This is a genomic window from Aurantimonas sp. NFXS3, from assembly GCF_049132005.1.
Taxonomy (GTDB): domain Bacteria; phylum Pseudomonadota; class Alphaproteobacteria; order Rhizobiales; family Rhizobiaceae; genus Aurantimonas; species Aurantimonas coralicida.
This window is the reverse complement of the sequence record NZ_JAGDDZ010000002.1, coordinates 115,438-138,882: the sequence shown is the minus strand read 5'-3', so window position 1 is coordinate 138,882 and position 23,445 is coordinate 115,438. Positions and strand designations below refer to the sequence as shown.

Annotated in this window: 22 protein-coding genes and 1 riboswitch; of the genes, 13 read left to right on the top strand and 9 right to left on the bottom strand. The window is 68.3% G+C overall.

The features are described 5' to 3' along the window. Positions 1–131: 131 nt before the first annotated feature. Positions 132–278: riboswitch (FMN riboswitch) on the top strand. Positions 279–361: 83 nt separating this feature from the next. Together J3367_RS05845 and J3367_RS05840 are read left to right on the top strand one after the other, a co-directional pair. Beyond that, positions 362–823: a 6,7-dimethyl-8-ribityllumazine synthase gene (locus tag J3367_RS05845; protein WP_421460425.1), complete on the top strand. Its 462-nt coding sequence runs from the start codon at positions 362–364 to the stop codon at positions 821–823. A gap of 165 nt (positions 824–988) precedes the next feature. Next, entirely contained in the window at positions 989–2,734 is a 1,746-nt protein-coding gene (locus tag J3367_RS05840) for a glycerol-3-phosphate dehydrogenase/oxidase (RefSeq protein ID WP_024350935.1), read from the top strand. A 45-nt stretch (positions 2,735–2,779) separates the two neighbouring features. On the opposite strand, the gene J3367_RS05835 is transcribed toward J3367_RS05840, so the two are convergent. From J3367_RS05835 to J3367_RS05825, 3 genes are read right to left on the bottom strand one after another with little or no spacing between them, the layout of a single operon-like run. After that, the gene (locus J3367_RS05835) at positions 2,780–3,241 is read right to left on the bottom strand and encodes an RpiB/LacA/LacB family sugar-phosphate isomerase (RefSeq protein ID WP_024350936.1); all 462 of its coding nucleotides are present in this window, start codon (positions 3,239–3,241) and stop codon (positions 2,780–2,782) included. Positions 3,242–3,255: 14 nt separating this feature from the next. Then, positions 3,256–4,020, bottom strand: coding sequence for a triose-phosphate isomerase (locus tag J3367_RS05830; RefSeq protein WP_024350937.1), 765 nt, complete (start codon positions 4,018–4,020; stop codon positions 3,256–3,258). Further along, positions 4,020–4,790 (bottom strand): DeoR/GlpR family DNA-binding transcription regulator, encoded by a 771-nt coding sequence (locus J3367_RS05825; protein ID WP_024350938.1) that lies wholly within the window; start codon positions 4,788–4,790, stop codon positions 4,020–4,022. Before J3367_RS05825 ends, J3367_RS05830 begins: the two co-directional genes overlap by 1 nt. A gap of 309 nt (positions 4,791–5,099) precedes the next feature. Between J3367_RS05825 and J3367_RS05820 the strand changes: the two genes are divergently transcribed. Further along, positions 5,100–6,041: a hydroxymethylglutaryl-CoA lyase gene (locus tag J3367_RS05820; protein ID WP_421460420.1), complete on the top strand. Its 942-nt coding sequence runs from the start codon at positions 5,100–5,102 to the stop codon at positions 6,039–6,041. A 51-nt stretch (positions 6,042–6,092) separates the two neighbouring features. On the opposite strand, the gene J3367_RS05815 is transcribed toward J3367_RS05820, so the two are convergent. Then, a complete protein-coding gene (locus tag J3367_RS05815) occupies positions 6,093–7,394 on the bottom strand; it encodes a GGDEF domain-containing protein (protein WP_024350940.1) in 1,302 nt (433 codons plus the stop codon). A gap of 169 nt (positions 7,395–7,563) precedes the next feature. Here J3367_RS05815 and J3367_RS05810 point away from each other — a divergent pair, with 169 nt between their 5' ends. The 6 genes from J3367_RS05810 (at position 7,564) to J3367_RS05785 (ending at position 12,509) form a co-directional block, all read left to right on the top strand. Next, on the top strand, positions 7,564–7,803 hold the full coding sequence (locus J3367_RS05810; RefSeq protein WP_024350941.1) for a sulfurtransferase TusA family protein: 240 nt from the start codon (positions 7,564–7,566) through the stop codon (positions 7,801–7,803). 409 nt (positions 7,804–8,212) lie between these two features. Beyond that, positions 8,213–9,187, top strand: a complete 975-nt coding sequence (locus J3367_RS05805) for a YVTN family beta-propeller repeat protein (RefSeq protein WP_024350942.1) — start codon at positions 8,213–8,215, stop codon at positions 9,185–9,187. 67 nt (positions 9,188–9,254) lie between these two features. Further along, entirely contained in the window at positions 9,255–9,866 is a 612-nt protein-coding gene (locus tag J3367_RS05800) for a hypothetical protein (RefSeq protein WP_244495427.1), read from the top strand. A 133-nt stretch (positions 9,867–9,999) separates the two neighbouring features. Beyond that, positions 10,000–10,788 (top strand): ABC transporter ATP-binding protein, encoded by a 789-nt coding sequence (locus tag J3367_RS05795; protein WP_024350944.1) that lies wholly within the window; start codon positions 10,000–10,002, stop codon positions 10,786–10,788. Beyond that, the gene (locus J3367_RS05790) at positions 10,785–11,633 is read left to right on the top strand and encodes an ABC transporter permease (protein WP_024350945.1); all 849 of its coding nucleotides are present in this window, start codon (positions 10,785–10,787) and stop codon (positions 11,631–11,633) included. The genes J3367_RS05795 and J3367_RS05790 overlap by 4 nt, the downstream gene beginning before the upstream one ends. 63 nt (positions 11,634–11,696) lie before the next feature. After that, complete coding sequence (locus J3367_RS05785) at positions 11,697–12,509, top strand: hypothetical protein (RefSeq protein WP_421460414.1); 813 nt, start codon at positions 11,697–11,699, stop codon at positions 12,507–12,509. A 30-nt stretch (positions 12,510–12,539) separates the two neighbouring features. On the opposite strand, the gene J3367_RS05780 is transcribed toward J3367_RS05785, so the two are convergent. The 3 genes from J3367_RS05780 to J3367_RS05770 form a co-directional block, all read right to left on the bottom strand. Continuing rightward, positions 12,540–13,328: an ATP-binding cassette domain-containing protein gene (locus J3367_RS05780; RefSeq protein WP_024350947.1), complete on the bottom strand. Its 789-nt coding sequence runs from the start codon at positions 13,326–13,328 to the stop codon at positions 12,540–12,542. After that, on the bottom strand, positions 13,325–14,395 hold the full coding sequence (locus J3367_RS05775; protein ID WP_009211325.1) for an ABC transporter permease: 1,071 nt from the start codon (positions 14,393–14,395) through the stop codon (positions 13,325–13,327). Before J3367_RS05775 ends, J3367_RS05780 begins: the two co-directional genes overlap by 4 nt. A gap of 113 nt (positions 14,396–14,508) precedes the next feature. Beyond that, positions 14,509–15,537 (bottom strand): sugar ABC transporter substrate-binding protein, encoded by a 1,029-nt coding sequence (locus tag J3367_RS05770; protein WP_024350948.1) that lies wholly within the window; start codon positions 15,535–15,537, stop codon positions 14,509–14,511. 263 nt (positions 15,538–15,800) lie between these two features. Here J3367_RS05770 and J3367_RS05765 point away from each other — a divergent pair, with 263 nt between their 5' ends. Both J3367_RS05765 and J3367_RS05760 read left to right on the top strand, forming a co-directional pair. Continuing rightward, complete coding sequence (locus J3367_RS05765) at positions 15,801–17,054, top strand: ROK family transcriptional regulator (RefSeq protein WP_024350949.1); 1,254 nt, start codon at positions 15,801–15,803, stop codon at positions 17,052–17,054. A gap of 220 nt (positions 17,055–17,274) precedes the next feature. After that, positions 17,275–18,339 (top strand): fatty acid desaturase, encoded by a 1,065-nt coding sequence (locus J3367_RS05760; RefSeq protein WP_024350950.1) that lies wholly within the window; start codon positions 17,275–17,277, stop codon positions 18,337–18,339. Between the two features lie 81 nt (positions 18,340–18,420). Here J3367_RS05760 and J3367_RS05755 read toward each other — a convergent pair whose 3' ends face one another. Continuing rightward, positions 18,421–18,996, bottom strand: coding sequence for a DUF2585 domain-containing protein (locus tag J3367_RS05755; protein WP_024350951.1), 576 nt, complete (start codon positions 18,994–18,996; stop codon positions 18,421–18,423). A 71-nt stretch (positions 18,997–19,067) separates the two neighbouring features. Continuing rightward, on the bottom strand, positions 19,068–20,669 hold the full coding sequence (locus J3367_RS05750; protein WP_024350952.1) for a bifunctional metallophosphatase/5'-nucleotidase: 1,602 nt from the start codon (positions 20,667–20,669) through the stop codon (positions 19,068–19,070). Positions 20,670–20,874: 205 nt separating this feature from the next. On the opposite strand from J3367_RS05750, the gene betI reads away from it, so the two are divergent. Next, positions 20,875–21,480 carry a choline-responsive transcriptional repressor BetI gene (gene betI, locus J3367_RS05745; protein ID WP_024350953.1) on the top strand — a complete coding sequence of 202 codons (606 nt, stop codon included), beginning with the start codon at positions 20,875–20,877 and terminating at the stop codon, positions 21,478–21,480. Next, complete coding sequence (gene betA / locus J3367_RS05740; RefSeq protein ID WP_024350954.1) at positions 21,477–23,180, top strand: choline dehydrogenase; 1,704 nt, start codon at positions 21,477–21,479, stop codon at positions 23,178–23,180. The genes betI and betA overlap by 4 nt, the downstream gene beginning before the upstream one ends. The last annotated feature ends 265 nt before the right edge of the window (positions 23,181–23,445 follow it).

Genomic DNA, 23,445 nt, shown 5'->3' with positions numbered 1-23,445 from the left:
GCAGGACTGGCCCGATTGTGGCGCTGCTTCGCCCCCGCAGGGATGATCGCATCGCGCGAGATCCGCCCTGACATCCTGCCCGTTCCCGTGCCATGCGGCTTGCGCGCACGCGTCGGCGGTGCTTTATCTCCACCCGTTCTCAGGGCGGGGTGAAAGTCCCCACCGGCGGTATGCGGCGCTTGCCGCGAGCCCGCGAGCGCCCTTCGGCTTCGAAGGGGTCAGCAGATCAGGTGCGATGCCTGAGCCGACGGTCATAGTCCGGATGAGAGAGAACGTACGCAATGCGCGCCAGGCGAACGCCTCGCGTATTCGCGTCCGTGATCGCCTTGGGTGACGTGTCCGTTGCGAAGGAGATCACACCATGGCACCCACCCGATACGCATTCATCAAGGCCAACTGGCACGCCGACATCGTCTCGCGCGCCCTCGAAGGCTTCACCCAGATCATTCCCGCCGACCAGGTCGACGTCTTCGACGTGCCCGGCGCCTTCGAGATGCCGCTGATGGCCCGCGATCTCGCGATGACCGGCCGCTACAAGGCGGTGGCCGCCGCGGCCCTCGTCGTCGATGGCGGCATCTACCGGCATGATTTTGTCGCCCAGGCCGTGATCGATGGGTTGATGCGCGCCGGCCTCGACAGCGGCGTGCCGGTCCTGACGGTGTCGCTGACGCCGCATCACTACCAGGAGACGGCCCATCACGAGGCGATCTTCCGCGAGCATTTCGTCACCAAGGGCCGCGAGGCCGCCGAGGCGGCGCTGATGATCGTCAAGACGCGGCAGGCGATCGAAACGCCCGCCGCCGCCATCCACCGCGTCGCCTGATCGGGGCGGTGGCCGGCCTCGGACGATGATCCTGCGACCGGAAGGCTCGCGCCACGGCGCGCGGACGATTGCAGTCGGGGCGCCGGCGTGGCTATCCTGTTCCGGCCCCGCCGATTGCCGGGCGGCGGGTCGCGCACCGGCGGCACAGGGGGACCGGACGCAGGAATGAATGCCACGGACTTTCCGGCCGACGTGCCCGATGCCCCGGACGATCTCGACGCTGCGTTCCCCTTCGACCTGCCTCCCCTCGTCGAAGGCGATCCCGTGGATGTCGTCATTCTCGGCGCCGGGGTGAACGGCGCCGGGCTCTTCCGCGATCTCTGCGCCCAAGGCGTCAGCTGCCTGATCGTGGATCGGGGCGATTTCGGCGGTGGCGCCAGCGCGGCCGGCTCGCGGCTGATCGAGGGCGGGCTTGCCGAGCTGGAGATCGGCGATCTCGCCGGCGCGAGACAGGCCGCCAGCGAGCGCAACCGCCTTCTGAAGAACGCGCCGCATTTCGTCGACATGCTGCCGGTGGTGTTTCCAGTCTTCTCCTGGCTCGGCGGAGTGGGTGCGGCACTGGCGACGCTTTTCGGCACGCCCACCGCCCCGCGGCAGCGCGGTGCGATCCTCGCCCGGCTCGGCCTTGCCCTTCACGACCGCTTTGCCGCGGCGCCCGTCGACACGCCGCGCCACCAGCTCCTGAGCCGGCAGGCGGCGGGGGCAACGTTTCCTGAGCTTTCGACGGACATCACCGCCGCCGGCCTCTACCAGGATGCGCGGATCACCGCGCCCGAGCGGCTGGTCTACGAGCTGGTGAAGGACGGGCTGGAGGCCTGCCCCGATTCCCGGGCCGCCAACTGGACGCGCCTCGTCTCCTGTTTCGGCGGAGGCCTCTCCTTCGAGAGCGAGGACGGCACGGATTTCGCCGTGCGCCCGACGCTGGTGGTCAATGCGGCGGGACCGTGGATCGACGAGGTCAACGCCGCTCTCGGCGCGCCCGCGGCGCAAGTCGCCGGGCGGCGGCAGAGCCACATCCTGCTCGACCACGAGGCGCTGCGCCGGCAGCTCGATGGCCGGGTGTTGCGTTTCGAGATGACGGGCGATGGCCGGGTCCTGACCGCGCAGGACTATCTCGGCCGGGTGCTTGTCGGGGCGACGGACGCCCCCACCGACGATCCGGACGAGGCGCGTTGTCCGGACGAGGACATCGCGGCGCTGCTCGATGCCCTGCGCGCCGTCCTGCCGGATCTCGACTTTGCGGCCGATCAGGCGGTCTGCACCTATGCAAGGACCGTTCCGTCGCCGGCGCCGGACGACGCGGCCGGCCAGACGCCGCGCCCCGGCGGGTCCATACCCGTCATGGAGGCCGACGAGGACCGGCCCTTCCCGATCCTGTCGCTGGTGGGCGGCCGGTTCACCACCTATCGCCAGTTCGCCGAAACGGCGAGCGACGCGGTTCTTCGGCGTCTTCAGCGCAGCCGCATCCAGTCGACCGAGCACATGGCGATCGGCGGCGGTCGCAACTATCCGGGCAATCCCCTGGCGCGCTCGGTGTGGCTCGCCGAGGCCTCCGTGGCGACATGGCTCGACGAGCCGCGGTTGGAGACCCTGCTGGAGCGTTACGGTACGACGGCGCTCTCCATCGCCCACCATATCTGTGACCATGTCGATGCCGACCGGCTGCCGGACGCCCGCTCGGTGAGCCTGCGCGAGATCGACTGGATCGCCCGCAACGAGGATGTGGTGCGGCTGGAGGACATCGTCCTGCGCCGCCTGAATCTCGGTGTCGCCGGCCTGTTCACGGCGCGCGACATCGAGGCCATCGCCATTGTCGCGGCGAGCGCGCTGAAATGGTCGCCGGAACGGCGGGCGGCGGAGATCGAGGCGGTGACGACGCTGCTTCGCGACACGCGCCGCATGCGGATCTGAGGACCTGCGCGGCGCATCCGGGACGCGCCGCGCAGGTCGAGCCGGTCAGGCGCCGTGATATTTGGCGTCGAGGGCGTCGATCGCCTTCACATTGTCGGCCGAGCGGCCGTTGGGATCGAATTCGCAGGCCAGATACGCCTCGGCGATGCTCTTGGCGAGCTCGGAGCCGACCACGCGGGCGCCCATGGTGATGATCTGGGCGTTGTTGGACAGGGCCGCGCGCTCGGCCGAATAGGTGTCGTGCGTCTGGGCTGCGCGGATGCCCGGCACCTTGTTGGCCGACAGGCAGACGCCGATGCCGGTGCCGCAGCACAGGATGGCCCGGTCATAGGTGCCGTCGAGAATGCCGCTGGCGACCCGGTCGGACAGATCGGCATAGAATTTCTCGGCGCCTTCGGGTGGATTGCTGACCTCGGAGACCTCGAGGCCGGCCTTGCCGGTCAGGTGCTCGGCAAGGGCCTTGGCGAGGGGGGCTCCGGCGCTGTCGCCGGCGATCGCGAGTTTCATGGGACGTCCTTTCTTCAGATGGTGGCGGCGCAGCGGGACAGGATGTCGAGATACCCCTCGACGTTCCAGGCCGACCGCCCGATGAACAGCCCGTCGATATGGGGACAGGCAATGAGTTCGGCGCAATTGCCGGAATTGACGCTGCCGCCGTAAAGGCATGGCAGCCGGCGTCCGGTGATCTCCTCGGTCGCCGCGATGATGCGCGCCTGGCGTTCGTCGGCATAGTCGGGCGCGGCGGGCGTGCCGCCCTCGCCGATCGCCCAGACCGGCTCGTAGGCGAACAGGATCGGCGCGGCCATCTGGGCCTCTGAGAGCTTCGACAGCGCGGCCTCCACCTCGCGCCGCAGCACCGCGTCGGCACGGCCCGAGGCCTTGTCCTCGGCGCTTTCGCCGATGCAGATCAGCGGGATCAGGCCATGGCGGATGGCGGCCTCGGTCTTCAGCCCCACCGTCTCGTCGGTCTCGCCGAAATGCGCCCGGCGCTCCGAATGGCCGAGCTCGACCATGTCGGCTCCGCAATCGGTGAGCATCGGCGCGGAGACCTCGCCGGTCCAGGCGCCCTCCTCCGCCCAGTGCATGTTCTGGGCGCCGACCTTGACGTCGGTGCCGGCGAGGATCGCCTTCACCTCGCGCAGGGCGGTGAAGGGCGGAATGACGAAACGCTGGATGCGGCCGTCGCCGGGCGCTCGCGCGAGCTGTTCGGCGAAATGCCGTGCCGCGCCCAGCGTCTTGTTCATCTTCCAGCTCGTGCCGATCCAGACTTGCGGCGCTTCGGCCATCACGCGTCTTCCTCTGCCAGATACAATCGAATGCCGTCCTCTTCGAGCGCGGCGGCCTTTTCGCGGGGCAGGGCCTGCGACGTCACCACCCCGTCGAAGACGCCGAGATCGGTGAACAGATGCAGGGCGGTGCGCCCGAACTTGAAATGATCGACCATCAGATAGCTCTCAGCCGACGAGGCGATCATCCGCCGCTTGACGGCCAGCACCTCCTGGTCCTGGTGGAACGCCGTCCGGCCCTTGATCGAGGAGCTCGACAGCAGCACGATATCGGCCCGTAGCGAGGCCAGCGCCGTCTCCGTCACCACGCCGAAGAAGCCGTTGAACTTCTTCGAATAATTTCCGCCCAGCGCAATCAGTTCGATCCCCGCCTCGCCGGCAAGGCCGGCGATCACCGCCATGTTGTTGGTGACCACGGTCAGCGGCCGCTTCTCGCGCAGGAACGGCACCAGGCTTCCCGCCGTCGAGCCGTCATCGACCATGACGCACATGCCGGGCTGGACGAAATCCGCCGCCCGCGCCGCGATGGCCCGCTTTTCCGCCGCGGCCATGCGCGCCCGGTAGCGGAAATCGCTCTCGAACTGGCCGCTGGCCTCGATCGTTGCGCCACCGCGCGTGCGGCGCAGGAGACCGTCCGCCTCCAGTTCGTCGAGATCGCGGTGGATGGTCATCTTCGAGACGCCGAAATGCAGCGCCAGGCGATCCAGCGTCGCCGCGCCTTCCTCGACGAGGATATCGACGATGCCGCGCCTGCGATCGTCCCGCTTCACGATGACCTGCCCTTCCCGACCGCCCGCGCGATCCCGCCTCGATGTAACAGGCCGCAGGGAATTCGCAACACACCCTATGTGATTTTGTTATGTTCGATTGTGGCGCGGTGAGGTCGTGGCGCCATGACATAGCCGGGTCAGCGATCGCCACCGCGGGCGAACCCGCCGGCATCCCGGCGGATGCTTGGCAGGCGGGCGGCCTTCGGCGTAGAACCGCAGCGATCCGGACCGTGTGCTTGACGCAGCCGGATCGGCCGACCCCCGCGCCCTTCCAGGCGGCGCATGATGGACCTCGAGGAGCGTATCGCCATGACCATGTCCCTGCCCGCCAAGGTCCGCATCGTCGAGGTCGGCCCCCGCGACGGCCTGCAGAACGAGCCGAAATACCTGCCGACCGACCAGAAGATCGAACTCGTGCGGCGCCTGGCGGCGGCCGGCCTGACCGAGATCGAGGTGACGTCCTTCACCCATCCCAAATGGATCCCGAACCTTGCCGACGCGGAAGAGGTGACGCGCGCCGTCGCCGACCTGCCCATCACGCCCTTCGCGCTGATCCCCAACCGCCGCGGTCTCGACCGGGCGATGGCCGCCGGGGCCGGGGGCGTCACGCTGGTCGTCTCGGTGACCGACGCCCACAACACCGCCAATCTCAACCGCACCACCGAAGCCTCGGTCACCGAATTGCTGGAGCTGGAGGCCGAGGCCCGGCAGGCCGGCCTGAAGACCCGCGTCTCGCTGTCGGTGGTGTTCGGCTGCCCCTTCGACGGCGCCGTCGCGCCGGAGCATGTGGCCGAGATCGCCAGCCGCTTCGTCGAGGCCGGGGCGCCGCGCATCGGCCTTTGCGACACGATCGGCGTTGCCAATCCCAAGCAGGTCCATGCCCTGTCGACGCTGATGCTGAGCCGGTTTCCCGACACCGAGTTCGAGCTGCATCTGCACGACACGCGCGGCCAGGCGCTGGCCAACACGCTGGCCGGACTGCAGGCGGGCATCCGGTCCTTCGACGCGGCGGTCGGCGGCCTCGGCGGTTGTCCCTACGCGCCGGGCGCGACCGGCAATTCGGCGACCGAGGACGTGGTGGCGATGCTGCATGCCATGGATGTGGCGACCGATGTCGATCCGGCAGGTCTCCTCGACGCGGCGGCCCTTCTGGCCGACTGGCGCGACACGCCGCTCGACAGCGCCGCCTGGCGGATCGCCCGGTCCGGCGGCGCGGCCTGCGGAACCCCGGCGGCCCGCGCCACCGCCTGAACGTCTGCCGGAAACGGATTTGACGGCCGAGCGGAGGGCTGCGGGAGGCCGTCAGGCGTCCTCGGTCAGCCGTGATCGTTCCGGGCAGGCCGCATCGGCGCCGTAGAGCACGACGCGGTTGCGGCCGGACTGCTTGGCCAGATAGAGCGCCTCGTCGGCGCGTTTCTGCAATTGTTGCGGCGTGACGTCGCCGTCACCCGGCTCCAATGCCGCGACACCGATGCTGATCGTCACCTGGGGCGAGACCTGCGACCCCGGATTGGCGAGCCCGGCATCGGCGATGCTGCGACGGATCCGCTCGGCGGTGGCGAGTGCCGCCTGCGTATCGACGCCGCGCAGGAGAACCAGGAACTCCTCGCCGCCGTAACGGGCGACCTTGTCGCCGTCCCGCCGCACGCAATCGCCGATGAGCCTGGCCACTTCGATCAGGCAGCGATCGCCCTCGCCATGGCCGAGACGGTCGTTGAGGTTCTTGAAGTCGTCGATGTCGCACATCAGCAAAGCGCCGGACACGCGGCTCCGCGGCGCGCTCCACAGCGCGTCGAGGATCTCCGTCATCCAGCGCCGGTTGGCCACGCCGGTCAGGGGATCGGTCCGGGCGAGTTCCTCGAGTCGGTCGTTCGCGGCGGCGAGTTCCGCCACGCGGGTCTTGTCGCGCAGGTCGAGGAGAAACGCCTTCTGGGCCAGAAGCGTCATGCTGCGCCGGGCCACCACGGTCGCGCCGATGCCGCAGGCGAAGAACAGCGTCCACGCGAGGGCACTGCCGGTTCCCAGATCCGGATTGCGGAGCTGGAAGATGCAGTAGAGACAGACGGTGATGGCCGCGATCGCCGCCGTCCAGCGCAGCGGGATGCCGAAGATGATGATGGCCGAGATCGCCACCACCATCATGATGTTCAGATAGCGTTCGTGATAGCCGCCGCCCGCCGCCTCGCCGATCAGCGCGACGCCCAGGAGGATGACCCCCATCCCGACGACCAGGGCGACGCGCTGTAGGCGCTGGGCGCGGGGCTTGCGCCAGATCAGGAAGACCGCGATGGCCACTGGCGACAGGACCGCGCCGGGCACGAGCATCGACAGGGTCACCGCCGGCGGCAGCGTCAACCAGGACAGCGTCAGCATCAGGACGTTGAGGAGAGCGACCCAGATCATCCAGGCCCGGATGATCTTGGCGGACTGGGACCAGATGCGATCGCGAAAGAGCTTGCCGATCTCGCCGTCCAGGCGGATGTCGCGCGTCCGCATGGCCAGCAATTGCTCGACATCGGTGATCACGGGCCGCGAGCCGTAGAACCGGACGCGCGCAAGCGGGCCGGATCGTCGCTTCGGAACGGACGCGGGCGGAACGGTCATGCGCGGCACATTGGTGATGTCTCCTGCGCCGAGCTTCGCAGACAAGCGTAAAAGCAAGATTGCCATATCATACCGGATCAGCCTCTTTGCCCGGCCCGGCTGGGGTCATCGGCGCCGGGCGCCATCGCGGCGATTGACGGGCCGTCGCCGCTCGCCCATCGTCGCCCGCATGACCACGATCCTCGATCTCACCGGGCTGAAATGCCCGCTTCCGGCCCTGAAGACCCGCAAGGCGCTCGGCGGCATCGCGCCGGGCGAGCTCTTGGAGGTGCGCTGCACCGATCCGCTGGCGGTGATCGACATTCCCAATCTGGTCGCCGAGATGGGCTACCGGCTCGCGACCACCGAACGCGAGGGCGAGCGCAGTGTCTTCGTGATCGAGAAATCGGCCCCGACCGCCGCCACCTGACCGGCCTGCCGAACGCTGACCCGCAGTGACAGGCGGCAATGGATGGCATCGTCCAACGCCCCATGAAGACCGTAAAAGCCGCCTGCGACAAAGACGGGAACTTGTCCCGTTGCCGACCGTAAGGACGCCGGGCTAGCGTCACTGCAACGGTCGTCTCCCGGCTTCCTGCCCCTCCCAAAGGCAGCGGGGCCGGGGCGACCGGGTCCAGTTTTCCCGCGGTCCCGGAATGGAGGCCGATCCGCGGGTCATCCGTCCATCGCCGGTTGCGACGGCCCGGTCAGACGGGCACGGATCGGCGGGCGACGGGAAAAACACGGCTCGCGAGGACGGGTCGGCATGGCGTATGGTCGGCCGCCCCTGAGGGCCGCCGAGACAGACGCAGACGGGGCCAGCCCCGCCGGGAGGAAAGATGAGACGACTGACCCTGACGGCGCTCGCCGCCACGCTCGCTCTGTCGGCGAGCCCCGCCTTTGCCTACAAGATCTTCGTGTCGAACGAGAAGGGCAACGACATCACGGTGCTCGACTCGGCCGATTTCGCCGTCGTCGACACCTTCGAGGTCGGCCAGCGGCCGCGCGGCATCGCCGTCAGCCCCGACGGCAAGCATCTCTATGTCTGCGCCAGCGACAGCGACACGATCCAGGTCTACGACACCGAGACCTACGAATTCATCCGCACCCTGCCGTCGGGCCCCGACCCGGAGCTCCTGGTCGTTTCGGCGACCGGCGACCGGCTCTATGCGGCCAATGAGGACGACAATCTCGTCACCGTCATCGATCTGGAAACCGGGGCAAGGCTGGCCGAGATCCCGGTCGGCGTCGAGCCGGAAGGCATGGGGATCTCGCCCGACGGCGCGATCATCGTGAACACCTCCGAAACCACCAACATGGCGCATTTCATCGATCGGGAGACCCACCGCATCGTCGCCAATGTGCTGGTGGATTCGCGGCCGCGCTTCGCCCAGTACAAGAGCGACGGGTCGGAGGTCTGGGTGACCGCCGAGATCGGCGGCACGGTCAGCGTGATCGACGCCGACACCAAGGAGATCAAGAAGAAGATCACCTTCGAGATTCCCGGCATCCGCTCCGAGGCGATCCAGCCGGTGGGCGTGCGGATCACCGACGACGGCTCCAAGGCCTATGTGGCGCTCGGACCCGCCAACCGGATCGCGGTGATCGACGGCAACACCTACGAGGTGCTGGACTATCTGCTGGTCGGCCAGCGGGTGTGGCAGCTCGCCTTCTCGCCGGACCAGACGCATCTGTTCACCACCAACGGCATTTCCAACGACATCTCGATCATCGACGTGGCAGCCGACAAGGTCATCAAGTCGGTGCAGGTGGGACGCGAGCCCTGGGGCGTGGCCGTGGCGGGGGACGAATAGCCGGCCGCGCGTCGCGGGGAGGATCTGAAGGGCTGCGTCCCGCAGCCGTGTTTTGGGGAGAGAGAGAATGAAACCAGTCTGGCTATCGCTGATGGCGGCCTTCCTGGCCTTTGCGCCGGCGACCGTCGCCGCCGCGCAGGACAGCGGCAATGCGTCCGTCACCGCCGATGACGACGATGATGATGATGACGACGATGACGATGACGACGCCCATGGCGGCGCCATGGTGCCGCCGGCCAGCGAACTGGAGATGATGCCGGGCTCGGAAATGATGCCGGCCAGCGCCCTCAACGGCGACCAGATCGGCCTGCCGCCGCTGTCGCTCTCCTCGCAGATCATCACGCCCCTGACGATCGGCTCCAGTGACGATCCCTATGCGGTCAGCGCCAAGGATTTCGTCCTGCGCGCGGGCCAGCCCTATCGCTGGGACATCGTCTCGGATGGCGGCGTCGAGTACAAGTTCCATGCCCCGGCCTTCTTCCGGAGCGTCTGGAACAACCAGATCGTCATCGAGGATCGCGAGATCCACATGAACGGCGCGCCGGCCTGGCTGGAATTCGACGCCAAGGGCCCGATCACCGTGCAGTTCCAGACCATCCGTCCTGGCCGCTACGACTGGTATGTCGAGGGGCTGGACGAGAAGGAAGGCATGAAGGGCACGATCACGGTCGTTCCCTGATCCGCAACTTTCCAAACGATCACGGGCAGCCCGCCCCGCCGGTCCGGCGGGCGGGTTGCCGGTGTTTTGGCGGGTGTTTTCTCCGAGCCCTCGCGGTAAGGTCGGGCGGGCGCACAGATTGCAACGGATGACGATGGTTTCAGCCACCAAGCCGCATGAGCCAGGGGTCGCTGCCCTTTCCGTCGCCCATGTCAGCCATGCCTATGGCGCCCGCAAGGCGCTCGAGGACGTGTCCTTCACGGTGCCGCAGGGTTCCTTCACCGCGCTGCTCGGCCCCAATGGCGCCGGCAAGTCGACGCTGTTCTCGCTGGTGACGCGCCTGTTCAACGTGCGCGAGGGCCGGATCGACATTCTCGGCTGGCCGCTCGACCGCCATCCCGGCGAGGCGCTGCGCCGTCTCGGCGTGGTATTCCAGGCGCGCACCCTCGATCTGGAACTGTCGATCGGCCAGAACCTGACCTATCACGCCGCGCTGCACGGCATGTCCCGCGCCGCCGCCCGGCAGCGCATCGCGGAGATCCTGCAGGGCTCGGAGCTGATCGACCGGCTCGGCGACAAGGCCCGCAGCCTGTCCGGCGGCCAGCTGCGCCGCGTCGAGATCGTGCGCGCCTTCATGCATCGGCCCCGCCTGATCCTGCTCGACGAGCCGACGGTCGGGCTCGACATCCGCTCGCGCGCCGAGATCGTCGCCGAGGTCCGCCGGCTCGTCGCCGACGAGGGCGTCAGCGTCCTGTGGGCGACCCATCTGATCGACGAGATCGACGAAAGCGACCGGGTTGTCGTTCTGCATCACGGCAAGGCGCTGGCCGAAGGCCGGGTGCCGGACGTCGTGGCGGCGGAAAGCGCCGGCTCGATCCGCGACGCCTTCTCGCGGCTCACCGGGCTGGCGACGCCGAAGGTGGAACCGGAGACGATGCCATGAGCGCCACGCCCGACATGGCCGGCCGCGAGCCGGCCCGCGGCTTTCCGCTCGCGGCCTATGCGATCTGCCTGCGCGGCATCGTCGGGCGCGAGGCGCTGCGCTTCCTGCATCAGCGCGAACGCTTCGTCTCGGCCCTGGTGCGCCCGCTCCTGTGGCTGTTCATCTTCGCCGCCGGCTTCCGGCAGGTGCTCGGCGTGTCGATCACCGCGCCCTACCAGACCTATATTCTCTACGAGGTCTACATCACGCCGGGACTGGTCGGCATGATCCTCCTGTTCAACGGCATGCAATCGTCGCTCTCGATGGTCTACGACCGCGAGACCGGGACGATGAAGACGCTCTTGGTGTCGCCGCTGCCGCGCTGGTTCCTGCTGGTCGCCAAGCTCGGCGCCGGCGTCGCCGTCGGCATTCTGCAGGTCTACGTGTTCTTCGCCATCGCCTGGTTCTGGGAGGTGCAGCCTCACTGGTCGGGCTATCTCTACGTGCTGCCGGCGCTGATCATCAGCGGCCTGATGCTCGGCTCGCTGGGCATGCTCCTGTCGTCGCTGGTGCAGCAGCTGGAGAATTTCGCCGGGGTGATGAACTTCGTGATCTTCCCGATGTATTTCGCCTCCTCGGCGCTCTACCCGCTGTGGCGGGTGCAGGAATCGAGCCCGCTGCTCTACCAGATCTGCCTGTTCAACCCGTTCACCCACGCCGTCGAGCTGGTGCGCTTCGCGCTGTACGGCCAGCTCAACGCCCCGGCGCTGGCGATCGTCGTCGGCTGCACGATCGTCTTCCTCGGCGGCGCGATCATCTCCTACGACCCACAGCGCGGGCTGATCAGCCGCAAGCGCCAGCAATAGGCAGCATCCGGCGGCCGCCGATGCCGGGCCGCCATTGCGCGCCGCGATAAAGGGAGGATCCCCATGTTCGTCCGTCTCACCGCCCGTCACTTCGCGATTGCCACCGTGTCGCTGCTGGCCCTCGCGACCGCCATCGGCGCCGGCACCGCAGCGGCGCAGGACGGCGCATCGCCGCGCGCCGTGCCGGAGGGCTTCGTCGTGCCCGGCCCCGCCCCCACCAATGCCCCGCCGGCCGATGCAGCGGCGCCGGAGGGTAACGCCGCGGAGACGGACGGGGAGCCGGCTGCCGGCGACGGCGCGCCGGCCGATCCGATGAGCTTTGCGCGCGGCGGCGAGAAGGGCACCACCGACTGGCCCTGCGTCCAGCGGCGGGTGGAATCGATCACCCCGGCGCAGATCTGGGCGGGACCCGATCTCGCTTTGGCCGACACGGTCGAACGGACAACCGAGATGCGGGCGCTGATCGACCGGGTGGTGGCCCGCCGCCTGCCGCTGGACGAGGCCGAAGCGCTGGTCCGGGCGCATGTCGCCGACCTGCCGGAGGCCGAGCGCGAGGCCGTCGCCACCGCGCTGTTCGTCGACATGCTGGCGCGGCTGAACAACGAGCGCAGCGAGGTGATGGGCGGCATCGAGCGCTACGGCGCCAAGCAGAAGGCGCTGGCGGCCAAGCTGCGGGCGCAGTCGGCCGACTTCGCCGAGGTGCAGCGCGATCCCGCATCCAGCAACAACGACATCGAGAACGCCCGGCAGGCGCTGCTGTGGGACACGCGCATCTTCAACGAGCGCCGGGAGTCGCTGACCTATGTCTGCGAGGTGCCGATCCTGATCGAACAGCGGGCCTTCGGGCTGGCGCGGGCCATCGCCGGCGCGCTGTAGGGCTGCACGTCCCGACGAGGGTAGCGGCCGTCAGGCCGCGATCATGTCGGATTCCGGAGTCTTGGCGCCGGTCATCAGCGCCACGGCGTCGTTCATCGAGGCCGTCTTCGGGTCGATGACGCAGAGCCGCTTGCCGAGACGGTGGACATGGATCCGGTCGGCGACCTCGAAAACATGCGGCATGTTGTGCGAGATCAGGACGATCGGCATGCCGCGCGAGCGCACGTCCTGGATCAGCTCCAGCACCTTGCGCGATTCCTTCACGCCAAGGGCCGCCGTCGGCTCATCGAGGATCAGCACCTTGGACCCGAAGGCGGCGGCGCGCGCCACCGCGACGCCCTGGCGCTGGCCGCCCGACAGGGTCTCGACCGCCTGGCCGATGTTCTGGATGGTCATCAGGCCGAGTTCGGAGAGCTTGTCGCGGGCGATCCGCTCCATGGCGGTGCGGTCGAGCATGCGCAGATATTTGCCCATGAAGCCGGGTTTGCGGATCTCGCGGCCGAGGAACATGTTGTCGGCGATCGACAGCGCCGGCGAGAGTGCGAGGTTCTGGTACACGGTCTCGATGCCGGCATCGCGCGCCTGCATGGGCGAGGTGAAGCGCACCGGCTCGCCGTTCAGGCGGATCTCGCCCTCGTCGATGCTGACGGCCCCCGAGATCGCCTTGATCAGCGAGGACTTGCCGGCTCCGTTGTCGCCGATCACGGCGAGGATCTCGCCGGGATAGAGATCGAAATCGGCGTGATCGAGGGCGGTGACGCGGCCGTAGTTCTTGACGATGCCGCGGGCCGAGAGGACGGGTGTCTGGGACGTGCTCATGCGGAGACCTTCCTGATCCACTGGTCGATCGCGACCGCGAGAATGATCAGCCAGCCCGTGGCGAAGAGCTGCCACAGGACGTCGACGCCGGCGAGGCGCAGGCCGGAATTGAAGACGCCGACGATCAGGGCGCCGATCATCGGTCCGATGATCGAGCCACGTCCGCCGAAGAGCGAGATGCCGCCGATCACCACGGCGGTGATGGATTCCAGATTGGCCTCGAAGAAGGAGGTCGGGCTGACCGAGCCGACGCGGCCGATCGAGGCCCAGGCCGCCAGGGCGCAGATGAAGCCCGAGACCATGTAGACCGAGATCAGCGTTCGGTCGGTGCGGATGCCCGACAGTTCCGCCGCTTCCTTGTCGTCGCCGATGGCGTAGACATGCCGGCCCCAGGCGGTGCGGTTGAGGACGAACCAGAGCACCACGAAGATCACGACCATCAGGACGACGCCCCAGGTCAGGACCGCGCCGCCGATGTTGAAGCGCTCGCCGAACAGCTTCAGCAGCGGGGCCTCGGCATCCAGCGTCTGGCTGCGGATCGTCTCGCGATTGGAGAAATAATAGTTCAGCGCCAGGAAGACGTTCCAGGTGCCGAGGGTGGTGATGAAGGGCGGCAGCCGCACCTTGGTCACCAGGATGCCGTTCAGAAGGCCGGTCAGCGTGCCGACGACGAAGCCGGAGAGGATGGCGAGCGGCACCGGCAGCCCGGCCTCGACACTGAGCCGTCCCATGATCACCGAGATCATCACCATCACCGCGGCGACCGACAGGTCGATGCCGGCGGTCAGGATGACGAGGCTCTGGGCGGCGGCGAGAATGCCGACGATCGCCACCTGCTGCATGATCAGCGACAGGTTGAAGGCGGAGAAGAAATTGTTGGAGACCACGCCGAAGACGGCGACCGACAGGAGCAGCACGATCACCGGCACCATGGTCGGTGCGCCGTGAAGGAAATGCTGGGCCGCGTCGAGCGGGCCGCGCGAGCGGCGCTCGAAGGCGGCGACCGTCACGTCGCTGTCCTTCAGGGAGGATTCGAAATCCGCTCCCCGGCTGGTCGGATCACTCATGTCGTCTCACTCCGGTCGGCCCTGCCATGCCCCTGCATCGGGCCGGCTCGGCGAAGGTGGAAGCGGGTTTGCAGGGATGGAAAGGGGCGGCCCGAAGGCCGCCCGCTCGTCCATCATCCCCAGCAGCGATCGAGGCCTTCCGCCACGCTGATCGACTCCACGCCGTCCACCGGCGCATCGGTCACCAGGTTGACGCCGGTGTCGAAGAAGTCGAGCCCTTCGGTCGGCTGCGGCACGGTGCCGTCCTTGGCATACTGGGCAATCGCCTCGATGCCCTTGGCCGCCATGTCCAGCGGATATTGCTGGGAGGTGGCGCCGATGACGCCCTCTTCGACGTTCTTGACGCCCGGGCAGCCGCCGTCGACGGAAACGATCAGGACGTTCTCCTCCATGCCGAAGGACTTCAGCGCCTCATAAGCGCCGGCCGCGGCCGGTTCGTTGATCGTGTAGACGACGTTGATGCCCGAATCCTTCTGGAGCAGGCTCTCCATCGCGGTGCGGCCGCCTTCCTCGTTGCCGGCGGTCACGTCGTGGCCGACGATGCGCGGGTCGTCCTCGTCGCCGATCGTCGCCTCGTCCTTCACGTCGACGCCGAAGCCCTTGAGGAAGCCCTGGTCACGCAGAACGTCGACCGACGGCGCGGCCGGCGAAAGGTCGAGCAGCGCGATCTTGGCGTCGGCGGCCTTGTCGCCCATCGTCGCCTTGGCCCACTGGCCGATCAGCAGGCCGGCCTTGAAATTGTCGGTGGCGAAGGTCGCGTCGGCCGCGTCGATCGGCTCCAGCGGCGTGTCGAGGGCGATCACCAGAACGCCGTTGTCACGAGCCCGCTTGACCACGTCGGTGATCGCCTTGGTGTCGGAGGCGGCGATCAGGATGCCCTTGGCGCCGGCCGCGATGCAGCTCTCGACCGCCTGGACCTGGGTCTCATGGTCGCCATCGACCTTGCCGGCATAGCTGGACAGCTCGATGCCGAGTTCCTCGGCCTTGGCCGAGGCGCCTTCCTTCATCTTGACGAAGAACGGGTTGATGTCGGTCTTGGTGATCAGGCAGGCGCTGGTCTTGGCGTCCTGCGCGGCGGCCGGCGTGGCGAGGGCCGCGAGGCCGACAATGGCGGTGGATGCGAGTAGCGTACGGAATGTCACGTTGAGAACCTCCCAGAACCGTCGGCCGATGCCGACATTGCGCGCCGTGAAACGCGGCGGGCCGGCCTCCTCGCCAGCCCCGTCGACCTTACGAAACACCAAGCCGAGAACGCTGTCAACGATAATAAATCACGTTGATTTATTTATTGACGGCGGCATGGATCGATGCAACGCTCCGGCCGTTGCGCGCCATGTGGGAATATGGGTCGCCGTACGGTCGCGTCGACCGGGCGGCGCCATCGCAGCGCACGCAGGGAGGATGCATGGACCCCCAGGCCGACGGCGTTCCCGCCGACTTTCCGCCGATCTCCGGCCGCATGCGGGGATCCAACCAGTCCGGGCTGCGCGCCCATAACGAGCGCACCGTCCTCAGCCTGATCCGCCAGCACGGCGAGCTCGCCAAGGCCGAGATCGCCCGCCGCACCGGCCTTTCGGCGCAGACTGCATCGGTCATCATGCGGGCGCTCGAGGCGGAGGAACTGGTGCTGCGGGACATGCCGCGGCGCGGCCGGGTCGGCCAGCCTTCGATCCCGATGCGGCTCAATCCCTCCGGGGCCTTCGCCTTCGGCCTGAAGATCGGCCGCCGCTCGGTCGAACTCGTGCTGATGGATTTCCTCGGCGTGGTGCGGGCGCGCGAACGGTTGACCTATGCCTACCCGGACGTCGACCTCGTCCTCGATTTCGTGCGCGCGGCGCAGCCGCGGGTCGCCAGCGCGATCGACGCCCGGCTGCGCCTGCGGATCGTCGGCCTCGGCGTCGCCATGCCCTACGAAATGTGGTCCTGGGCCGAGGAGATCGGCGCGCCGGCCGAACGGATGGACGCCTGGCGCCGGGTCGACATCGTCGCCGAACTCGTGGCGATCACCGGCCTGCCGGTCAATCTGGCCAATGACGCGACGGCGGCCTGCGCCGCCGAGAACGTCTTCGGCGCAACGACGTCGCTGGACTATGTCTATTTCTTCGTCGGCGCCTTCGTCGGCGGCGGGATCGTCATGGGCGGCGACCTCGTCACGGGACGCACCGGCAATGCCGGCGCGCTGGGCTCGATGCCGGTGCCGCGCGCCGCCCGCGAAGGGGTGGCCGGCGTCCGGCTGGACGGCTTCGAGCAGCTGATCAATTTTGCCTCGATCCATGTCCTGGAGAAGATGATCGCGGCCGAGGGCGGCGATCCGCTGGTCCTGTGGAAGGATGCCGGCGCCTGGGACGAACTCGGCACCGTCCTCGACCACTGGCTGGGCATCGCCGCGCGCGGCCTCGCCTATGCCATCGTCTCCGCCAGCGCGGTCTATGATTTCGAATGCGCCGTCATCGACGGCGGCTTTCCCGAGAACGTGCGGGCACGGCTGGTCGAGGCGACCCGGCGGGCCATGGTGCGGCTCAGGCGCCAGGGCCTGACGCCCCTCGATATCCGCGCCGGGACGATGGGCGCCAGCGCCCGCGAGATCGGCTCGGCGAGCCTGCCGTTCTTCGCGCGGTTCCTGCTCGACCACCGGGGGCTGTCCGCCGAGGCAGCGTGAGGGCGGCAACACGAGTCACGGGGAAATTGATCGGCCGGACGCGTCGCAACCTTGCCTCAATGCGCCATGATGATAGACACGTCAGCAGGGAATACCCCCTGCCCTCGGAGGAGCGCGAGCCGGTTCGCTCCCGCATCTCTCCTCGTTTTCCCGCCAGCCGCCCGATCCGCGATCGGTCGATGGCGCTCGGTCGGCGAGGGCACCCCAGCTTGGATACTCCTTGACCTCCACCGATACGGTCGGCACCGCAGCCGACGCCAAGACCATCTCCTGGACCAAAGCGCTTGCACGGTACCGCAAGCCGGATACCGCGCGCAGCGTCTGGGAGATCGCCGTCACCGCCATCCCCTTTGTGGCCCTGTGGGCCCTGACCGCCGTCGCGGTCACCCACGGCCACTGGTGGGGGCTGATCCTCACCGTGCCGGCCGCCGGATTCCTGGTGCGGCTGTTCATGCTGCAGCACGATTGCGGCCATGGCTCGCTGTTCGCCCGCCGCGCGGTCAACGACTGGACCGGCCGGGTCATCGGCGTCGTCACCTTCACGCCCTATGATTACTGGCGCCGCACCCATGCCGTGCACCACGCCACCACCGGCAATCTCGACCAGCGCGGCATCGGCGACGTCGATACGCTGACGGTCGCCGAGTATAATGCCCTGACCAAATGGGGCCGCATCCGCTACCGGCTCTACCGCCACCCGGCGGTGATGTTCGGCCTCGGGCCCGCATGGCTGTTCATCTGCCAGTACCGCCTGCCGGTCGGCCTGATGCGCGCCGGCGTGCAGCCCTGGACCTCGACGCTCGCCACCAATCTCGGCATTGCCATTCCGGCGGCGCTGCTGATCTGGGCGATGGGCCTCGTCCCCTTCCTGGCGGTGCAGCTGCCGATCACCCTCATGGCCGCCACGGCAGGCGTCTGGCTGTTCTACGTGCAGCACCAGTTCGAGGAGACCCACTGGTCGGAGAGCGACGAGTGGAAGTTCCAGCACGCCGCCCTGCACGGCTCGTCGCATTACGACCTGCCGCCGGTGCTGCGCTGGTTCACCGGCAATATCGGCATCCATCACGTGCATCACCTGTCGAGCACGGTGCCGTTCTACCGCCTGCCGGAGGTGCTGCGCGAATTTCCCGAGCTGCACGGGCTCGGCCGCATCACCATTCGCCAGAGCTTCAACTGCGTGAAGCTGGTCCTGTGGGACGAGAGCGCCCGCCGGCTGGTGTCGTTCCGCGATGCCGCCAAGTCGCTCGGCGCACGGCTCGAACCGGCACCCGCCACCGCGGCCTGAGACGAACGGATGGCAGCGGCGCGTTCGAGGGACGCGCCGCTGCCCGACTTATCTGAACTGCTGCCTTTTGCCCGGCCGCGCCTAGGCGCCGCCCTGCCAGGCCTTCACCGCGTCCAGCGGCCACAGCAGCATCAGGACATTGAGGGTGAGATTGTCGCGGATCATCCAGCCGACGAAGATCTCCAGCCCCAAAGCGATGGTCACGGCCAGCCAGATCGGCAGCCGGCTCGCCAGCCAGAACCCCAGCACCATGAAGCCGATGTCGGCCACCGAGTTCAGGACGCTGTCGCCGTAATAGTCGAGGGCGATCGTCGCCTCGCGGTAGCGCTGGATCACCGCATCGGTGTTCTCGGCGATCTCCCAGGCGCATTCCACCACCAGCGCCAGGATGAGCCGCGTGCCGAAGCTGGCGCGGCGCAGGACCAGCCAGGCGGCGAAGAAGAACAGGAAGCCGTGGATCAGGTGCGACGGCGAGTACCAGTCGGACAGATGCTGGGAATTTTCCGAACTGACCACGACGCCGTGCCACAGCTTGATCGTGCCGCATTCGCAGATCGGCGTGCGGCCCATGGCCAGAAGGATCGCCGCCGTGGCGACGACGATCGCCAGCGCGGCCAGTCCCTCGATCCAGCCGATCCTGTTCAGTCTCTCGGTCATCGACGCCCCTCACGCAAAAAGGCCGGCGCTGGCGCCGGCCCTTTCCCCATAGCGCGGCGCGCGGGACGCGCCTACTGCATCTCGGTGATGCGGCCCTCGGTGAAGGGGGCATAGGCGGCGTTGTCGCGGGCGAGATACTCGACCACCACCTCTTCCAGCGCCGGGCCGAAATCATAGGCCTCGGTACCCTTCTCGGCGAAGACGCCATAGCCGTCGCCGCCGCCGCGCATGAAATTGTTGGAGACGACGAGATAGGTCTTCTCCGGATCGAGCGGCACGTAGCCGTCGCCCTCGCGGATCTCGATCGAGCGGATGCGGTCCTCGCCCGGCGTGCCGGCCCGCGACCAGCTGTATCTGAGACCCGCCACCTGCGGGAAGCGGCCGCCGCCCTCCTCGACCTCGGAGACGCCGTTCTCGAGCGCCGCCTTGATGTCGGCGCCGGTCAGCTTGAAGGTCGACAGGGTGTTCTGGAAGGGCAGCACCGTCAGCACGTCGCCCATGGTGATCTCGCCCGCGTCGATCGAGGCGCGCAGGCCGCCGCCATTGACGATGGCGACCGCCGTGCCCTGGTCGGCGACACGGGCCAGCATGGCGTCGGCGACGAGATTGCCCATTTCGCATTCCTGCGCCCGGCAGGTGTCGCGCGACCCGTCGATGGGGTCCTCGGTGCGGCCGACGACCTTCTCGCGGATCTCCTGCAGGGGCTTGGCCAATTCCTCGATGCGCGTCTTGAGATCGCTGTCCTCGGCGATCTCGCCATCCATGATCACCGGATTGCCGACCGCGGCGGTGACCACGCCGGAATCGTCGAAGGTCACGGTCAGTTCGCCGAGATACTTGCCATAGGCGTAGGCCTGGACGATCGGCACGTCGACGCCGTCCGGGTTCGGCACCATGGTCGGATAGGGACCGGCGGCCTTCTCGTCGGTGTTGGACAAGAGTGTGTTGGAGTGGCCGCCGACAATGACGTCGATGCCGCTGACGGCCGCGGCGATGCGCTGGTCGACGGCGTAGCCGGAATGGCTGAGGAGCACGATCTTCGTCACGCCCTCGCCGGTCAGCCGGTCGACCTCGGCGCGGACCGCCTCGATGGGATCGGAAAAGCGCACATTGGGGCCGGCGCTCGACAACTCACCGGTGTCGGCCGGCGTCACGCCGATCAGGCCGATCGTCTCGCCGTCCTTCTCGATCACCGCCGAGGGCTTCAGCGTATCGGCCAGTTCCGGCTCGGCCGAGATGTCGGCATTGGCGAGCAGGATCGGGAACTCGACCTCTTCCATGAAGGCCCGCAGCACCTTCGGACCGTCGTCGAACTCGTGGTTGCCGACGGTCATCGCGTCATAGCCGAGCGTGTTCATCATCTCGGCGGCGGCCTTGCCCTTGTAGCGGGTGTAGAACAGCGTGCCCTGGAACTGGTCGCCGCCGTCGACGAGCAGCGTGTTGGGATGGGCTTCGCGCGCCGCCCGGATGCCCGACAGGAGCCGCGCCGACCCGCCGAAGCACTTGGCTTCCGCCAGTTCGTCGGCCGAACAGGTGGAATCGTACTTGTTGATCGGCTCGATCCGGCTGTGCATGTCGTTGGTGTGCAGGATCGTCAGCGTGTAATCGGCGAGCGCCGGGCCCGCCATTGCCGCCGTCAGCGCGATCGCCGCGACCCCTGTCAGTAGCCTCATGTCACATCTCTTTCGCTGGGGGATGCCAGGATCCCGAAGTAGGCCGGGCGGATCGCAGGGCGTGCCGCGCATCCGTGATGATAGGCAGAGGAGAGGCGGTTTGAACAGGGTGGCGGACAGGCTCCGCAGCCGCTTCCCCCACCTCTGGGGCAAGGACCTCGCCACAATTGATTGACTGATCAATCAACATCATTATCTTTACGGCATGACCCAGTTGAAAACGCCCCGCCTCGGCCGTGGCGGAATCGAGACCGAGCGTCGCCAGGCGCTGATCGGTGCCGTGATCGGCGCCGTCGAGCAGGCCGGCTCGATCGAAGTGACCATGGCCGACATCGCGGCGCGGGCCGGCGTCTCGCCCGCCCTCGCCCACCATTATTTCGGCGCCAAGGACGATCTGCTGATCGCCGCCATGCGCCAGCTGCTGCGCGAGTTCCGCGCCGAGGTCACCCGGCGGCTGATCGCCTCGCGCACGCCGCGCGAGCGCGTCTCGGCGGTGATCGAGGCGGCCTTCGACGAAAGCCAGTTCCGCCGCGAGGCGATCAGCGCCTGGCTGGTCTTCTACGTCTACGCCCGGCGCTCCTCGGAAGCGGCGCGCCTGCTGCGCGTCTATTTCCGGCGGCTGGAGACCAATCTCATCTCGGGCCTGGAGCCGCTGGTCGGCCCGGTCGCCGCGGTCTCCGTCGCCGCTGCCGCCGGCGCCATGATCGACGGCGTCTGGCTGCGCCAGGCCCTGACACCCCTCACCGCGCCCGATCGCGCCGCCGCCGTGCGGATGATCGAGCGGGTCATCGATGCGGAGATTGCCCCATGAAGACCCTCGACGAAGCCGACTACGTCGTCGTCGGCTCCGGCTCGGCCGGTTCGGCGCTGGCCTACCGCCTGTCGGAATCCGGACGCTACGACGTCGTCGTGGTCGAGGCCGGCGGTACCGATGCGGGCCCCTTCATCCAGATGCCGGGCGCGCTGTCCTTCCCGATGAACATGGCGCGCTACGACTGGGGCTACCGGGCCGAGCCGGAAGAGACGCTGGCCGGCCGCCGGCTGGCGACGCCCCGCGGCCGCGTCATCGGCGGCTCGTCCTCGATCAACGGCATGGTCTATGTGCGCGGCCACGCCAAGGATTTCGACCATTGGGCCGAGAGCGGCGCGGCGGGCTGGGGCTACGGCGACGTCCTGCCCTATTTCAAGCGGATGGAATGCTTCGAGGGCGGCGGCACCGAGCCCCGTGCCGACGGGCTGCCGGCCGGCGATCCGGCGTGGCGCGGCATGTCCGGCCCGCTCAATGTCCAGCGCGGCGCCATGGAGAACCCGCTCTACGGTGCCTTCATCGAGGCCGGCAGACAGGCCGGCTATCCGCTGACCGACGATTACAACGGCGAAAAGCCGGAGGGCTTCGGCCCGATGCAGCAGACGATCTGGCGCGGCCGGCGCTGGTCGGCCGCCAATGCCTATCTGCGTCCCGCCATGGCCCGCGGCAATTGCCGGCTGGTGCATGGCAATGTCGCGCGCATCGCCTTCGAGGGCACCCGCGCCGTCGGCGTCGAGATCGGCCGGCGGGGCCGGCGCACCGGCATCGTGCGGGCCCGGCGCGAGGTGGTGCTGGCGGCCGGCGCCATCAATTCCCCGACCATCCTCATGCATTCGGGCATCGGCGATCCGGCCGAATTGTCGCGCGTCGGCATCCGCACCCGGGTGGCGCGGCCCGGCGTCGGCCAGAACCTGCAGGACCATCTGGAGGTCTATATCCAGCAATCCTGCACCCAGCCGATCACCCTCAACGGCTATCTGCATCTCTTCGCCAAGGGCCGCGTCGGGCTGGAATGGATGCTGATGCACACCGGTTACGGCGCCACCAACCATTTCGAGGCGGCGGGCTTCATCCGTTCGGCACCGGGGATCGAATATCCCGACATCCAGTATCATTTCCTGCCCGGCGCGATCCGCTATGACGGCCAGGCCGCGGCCCCCGGCCACGGCTTCCAGGCCCATGTCGGACCGATGCGCTCCAAGTCGCGCGGCCGGATTCGGCTGAAGAGCGACGATCCGGGCGCTGCGCCCTCGATCCGCTTCAACTACATGACGCATCCGGACGACTTTCCCGAGTTCCGCCAGGCGATCCGGCTGACCCGCGAGCTCTTCGCCCAGGCCGCCTTCGACGATTATCGCGGGCCGGAAATCCAGCCCGGCGCGGCGGTGCAGAGCGATGCCGAGCTCGACGCCTTCATCGCCGAACATGCCGAGAGCGCCTATCACCCCTGCGGCACCTGCCGCCTCGGCGCGCCGGACGATCCGGACGCGGTGGTCGATCCCGCCTGCCGGGTGATCGGCACCGAGAACCTGCGGCTGGCCGATTCCTCGATCTTCCCGCGCATCCCCTACGGCAATCTCAACGGCCCCTCGATCATGGTCGGCGAGAAGGCCGCCGACCACATTCTCGGTGACGGCATGCTGGCCCCCGAGCCCGACAAGCAGCCCTGGATCGACCCCCACTGGCGCGAACGCCAGCGGTAGGGCGGGCGGCTGGCGGGCGATGTTCGTGCGGAGAGCGCCGGCGAGGCCGTGACCTCGTCTAACAAGGTCGTCGTCGAGGGTGGGGTGCGCGTGTTTGACGTGGTGCGGGTGGCAGCGTCGAGCTGCTGCCAACCTCGCCGGAAGAGCGCCTTCATCAATCAAGGTCGTCATCCTCGGGCCTGACCCGAGGACCCATGCCGGCACCGGTGACGCGTCGCTATTCTCCGACGGAGTGGGCACCGAACCGCAGAGGAATGGGTCCTCG

What these genes read in the sequence shown, in the direction of transcription:
- J3367_RS05845 (WP_421460425.1), top strand. Translation starts at nt 362, where the DNA reads ATGGCACCCACCCGATACGCATTCATCAAGGCCAACTGGCACGCCGAC.
- J3367_RS05840 (WP_024350935.1), top strand. Translation starts at nt 989, where the DNA reads ATGAATGCCACGGACTTTCCGGCCGACGTGCCCGATGCCCCGGACGAT.
- J3367_RS05835 (WP_024350936.1), bottom strand. Translation starts at nt 3,241, where the DNA reads ATGAAACTCGCGATCGCCGGCGACAGCGCCGGAGCCCCCCTCGCCAAG.
- J3367_RS05830 (WP_024350937.1), bottom strand. Translation starts at nt 4,020, where the DNA reads ATGGCCGAAGCGCCGCAAGTCTGGATCGGCACGAGCTGGAAGATGAAC.
- J3367_RS05820 (WP_421460420.1), top strand. Translation starts at nt 5,100, where the DNA reads ATGACCATGTCCCTGCCCGCCAAGGTCCGCATCGTCGAGGTCGGCCCC.
- J3367_RS05815 (WP_024350940.1), bottom strand. Translation starts at nt 7,394, where the DNA reads ATGACCGTTCCGCCCGCGTCCGTTCCGAAGCGACGATCCGGCCCGCTT.
- J3367_RS05810 (WP_024350941.1), top strand. Translation starts at nt 7,564, where the DNA reads ATGACCACGATCCTCGATCTCACCGGGCTGAAATGCCCGCTTCCGGCC.
- J3367_RS05805 (WP_024350942.1), top strand. Translation starts at nt 8,213, where the DNA reads ATGAGACGACTGACCCTGACGGCGCTCGCCGCCACGCTCGCTCTGTCG.
- J3367_RS05800 (WP_244495427.1), top strand. Translation starts at nt 9,255, where the DNA reads ATGAAACCAGTCTGGCTATCGCTGATGGCGGCCTTCCTGGCCTTTGCG.
- J3367_RS05795 (WP_024350944.1), top strand. Translation starts at nt 10,000, where the DNA reads ATGGTTTCAGCCACCAAGCCGCATGAGCCAGGGGTCGCTGCCCTTTCC.
- J3367_RS05790 (WP_024350945.1), top strand. Translation starts at nt 10,785, where the DNA reads ATGAGCGCCACGCCCGACATGGCCGGCCGCGAGCCGGCCCGCGGCTTT.
- J3367_RS05785 (WP_421460414.1), top strand. Translation starts at nt 11,697, where the DNA reads ATGTTCGTCCGTCTCACCGCCCGTCACTTCGCGATTGCCACCGTGTCG.
- J3367_RS05780 (WP_024350947.1), bottom strand. Translation starts at nt 13,328, where the DNA reads ATGAGCACGTCCCAGACACCCGTCCTCTCGGCCCGCGGCATCGTCAAG.
- J3367_RS05775 (WP_009211325.1), bottom strand. Translation starts at nt 14,395, where the DNA reads ATGAGTGATCCGACCAGCCGGGGAGCGGATTTCGAATCCTCCCTGAAG.
- J3367_RS05765 (WP_024350949.1), top strand. Translation starts at nt 15,801, where the DNA reads ATGGACCCCCAGGCCGACGGCGTTCCCGCCGACTTTCCGCCGATCTCC.
- J3367_RS05755 (WP_024350951.1), bottom strand. Translation starts at nt 18,996, where the DNA reads ATGACCGAGAGACTGAACAGGATCGGCTGGATCGAGGGACTGGCCGCG.
- J3367_RS05750 (WP_024350952.1), bottom strand. Translation starts at nt 20,669, where the DNA reads ATGAGGCTACTGACAGGGGTCGCGGCGATCGCGCTGACGGCGGCAATG.
- betI (WP_024350953.1), top strand. Translation starts at nt 20,875, where the DNA reads ATGACCCAGTTGAAAACGCCCCGCCTCGGCCGTGGCGGAATCGAGACC.
- betA (WP_024350954.1), top strand. Translation starts at nt 21,477, where the DNA reads ATGAAGACCCTCGACGAAGCCGACTACGTCGTCGTCGGCTCCGGCTCG.